The following is a 1714-nucleotide window of genomic DNA, read 5'->3' as shown; positions in this document are numbered from 1 at the left end:
GGAAGGTCCTCTGATGGCGGGCGGGCTCGCCTGCGCCCTCGCCGCCGCGTCCGCCGCCTCGGCGTGCCTGGCGGTCACCGCTGGAGGGGCGTCCCGCGAGGCCTTGGGTCTGGGCGTCGCGGACGAGCTTACGGGGCTCCTCTCGCCCGTGCTCGAGCGTGCCCGGCGCGGCGGCGAGCAGGCGCGTGCGAGGAAGGAGTGCCTGGAGCAGATGCCGGTCATGATCGACGTCGTCGTGCTCGGGCTCTCCGCGGGGCTCTCGTTCGACTCGTCGCTCGAGCTGTACTGCTCGAGCTATGGTGACGCCCTGGCCCGCGGGCTCGCGCACGCCCTTCTCTCGTGGAGGATCGGCGCCGCGACGCGCGAGGAGGCCTTCGAGGCGGTAGCCGGCGAGCTCGGCGCCCCCGAGCTCGCGCGGTTCGGCTCCGTGGTGTGCGAGTCCCTCGCGTTCGGCTCGCCGCTGGCGGAGTCGCTCGAGCGCCAGGCGCAGGTCATGCGCGACGAGCAGCGTTCGCTCGTCGAGGAGGAGATCGAGCGCGTCCCGGTGAAGATGCTCATCCCGCTCGGGACGCTCATCGTGCCGGCGATGCTGCTGGCGATCCTGGGGCCGCTTCTGGGAGGCGCGCTCCGGCTGGGGTAAGGGCCGCCCTGTGGGGCGGCGGGGCATAGAAGAAGGGAACGAGAAATGGAGAGATTCGCAGAGGCAATGGTGCTTTGCTGGGAGAACGCGGGCAAGCTCCGGGAGTTCGCGCGCGACGAGCGCGCCCAGGGCACGACCGAGTACGCGATCCTGGTCGGCGTGCTCGTGGTCATAGCCATCATCGCCATCGTGGCGTTCAGGGGCAAGGTCACTGAGCTTTGGAATGCGATCGCCGATGGCATCAACTCCCTGTGAGCGGAAGGGGGCGCCGGCCCCGCGCCGCCGCGGCATGGGCGGCGCTCGCCCTCGCGGCGGCCCTCGCCGTCGCTGCGGCGGCCGTTCGCTGCGGCGACGCGCGCTCGGTGGGCTCTGGGGAAGGGGCGCGCGATGACGCGGCGGGAGAGACGGGGGCGTCGGCCGCCCTGCTCGGGGAGGCTCTCGGTACCCCGGGCGCATCCGAGCCCGTCCGGGGCGACGTCCCGGACGCGGCGGCCCGCGTGCTCGAGCGATACGCGGGCAGGGGCGACTGCGTGCTCACGCGATCGGGCTACTTGGGGGTCCTGGGAGATTCCTGGGGGTGCGTGGCCTATGGCGGCGACTGGTCCGAGGTGTGCGTGGTCAAGAGGGTCCGCGAGGGCGAAAGCGAGGTGCTCACATGGAGGTTCGATGCGGACGATTTGGCCCGCGAGCTCGTCGACGGTCATCCGTGAGCGGCCAGTCGACGGTCGAGTTCCTGCTGGTGGCCATGGCCCTGGCCGCGGTCTGCCTGGGGATGGGGGCCCTGTGGCGCGCCGCCCGGGACGGGAGGCTCCTCGCGCTCGCGTCCGAGGCCGCGACGCACAACACCGCCGCGGGCGTCGTGCGCGCGCTCAAGGACATCATGGCCTTCTGAGGCGCCGCCCGATGCCGGCGCCTATGGGCGAGGAGGGGCAGGCGAGTGTGGAGGCGGCCGTGCTCATCCCCGTTCTGTTCCTCGTCGTGGCGCTGCTCGTGCAGCCCGCGTGCCTGCTCTACACGCGCGCCGTCATGTCGGGCGCCGCCGCGCAGGGCGCGCGCCTGGCGGCGTCGAACCCC

The 1714-nt window shown here is 72.9% G+C and carries 5 protein-coding genes; all 5 read left to right on the top strand.

Features of this window, described 5'->3' with window-relative positions; genetic code table 11:
* Positions 1 to 640: type II secretion system F family protein (locus tag ACT84W_RS07580; RefSeq protein WP_444328759.1), on the top strand; the 640-nt coding region annotated here is incomplete at its 5' end.
* 66 nt (positions 641 to 706) lie between these two features.
* Positions 707 to 895 carry a Flp family type IVb pilin gene (locus tag ACT84W_RS07575; RefSeq protein WP_432291491.1) on the top strand — a complete coding sequence of 63 codons (189 nt, stop codon included), beginning with the start codon at positions 707 to 709 and terminating at the stop codon, positions 893 to 895.
* Entirely contained in the window at positions 892 to 1350 is a 459-nt protein-coding gene (locus ACT84W_RS07570) for a hypothetical protein (protein WP_432291481.1), read from the top strand. The genes ACT84W_RS07575 and ACT84W_RS07570 overlap by 4 nt, the downstream gene beginning before the upstream one ends.
* Positions 1347 to 1532 (top strand): hypothetical protein, encoded by a 186-nt coding sequence (locus ACT84W_RS07565; RefSeq protein ID WP_444328758.1) that lies wholly within the window; start codon positions 1347 to 1349, stop codon positions 1530 to 1532. The genes ACT84W_RS07570 and ACT84W_RS07565 overlap by 4 nt, the downstream gene beginning before the upstream one ends.
* Positions 1533 to 1543: 11 nt before the next feature.
* A partial coding sequence (locus tag ACT84W_RS07560; RefSeq protein WP_444328764.1) for a TadE/TadG family type IV pilus assembly protein occupies positions 1544 to 1714 on the top strand: 171 nt, incomplete at its 3' end.

It is taken from the genome of Paratractidigestivibacter sp., assembly GCF_052362415.1.
Classification (GTDB): Bacteria; Actinomycetota; Coriobacteriia; order Coriobacteriales; family Atopobiaceae; genus Paratractidigestivibacter.
This window is presented reverse-complemented; position numbering and strand designations above follow the sequence as displayed.